The sequence below is a fragment of the Bartonella vinsonii subsp. berkhoffii ATCC 51672 genome (assembly GCF_902825225.1).
Lineage (GTDB): Bacteria > Pseudomonadota > Alphaproteobacteria > Rhizobiales > Rhizobiaceae > Bartonella > Bartonella berkhoffii.
Map to the genome: position 1 here is coordinate 1 of NZ_CADEAK010000372.1, position 379 is coordinate 379.

The 379-nt window shown below is 38.8% G+C and carries 1 pseudogene; it reads left to right on the forward strand.

The window, feature by feature from the left end:
* A pseudogene (locus tag J7R10_RS09660) lies at positions 1–379 on the forward strand (penicillin-binding protein 2); the annotation flags it as partial.

Consider the following 379-nt stretch of genomic DNA (forward strand, 5'->3'; position numbering starts at 1 on the left):
CACTTTTTGCTGAGCCACACCGTATTATTGATATAGATGAGACAATAGAATTGATTTCAACAGTTTTACCCCAGCTCAATTGGCAAGAAACTTATAAACACTTAAAAAGAAAATCTCGTTTTTCTTGGATCCAACGTGGGTTAACTCCAACACAAAAAGCACAAATTATGGCGCTTGGTATTCCAGGTATTGGTTTTCGTACTGAAGTACGTCGTTTTTATCCAGGTGGGCCTATAGCTTCGCATATTCTTGGTATGGTTAATGTTGATAATCAAGGCATAGCAGGCATAGAAAAATATATTGATGATACGGGTTTGAGTGTTCTTCGAGATGCTGGTCTTGCAACTGCGGCCTTGTTGAAACCAGTTCAACTTTCGAT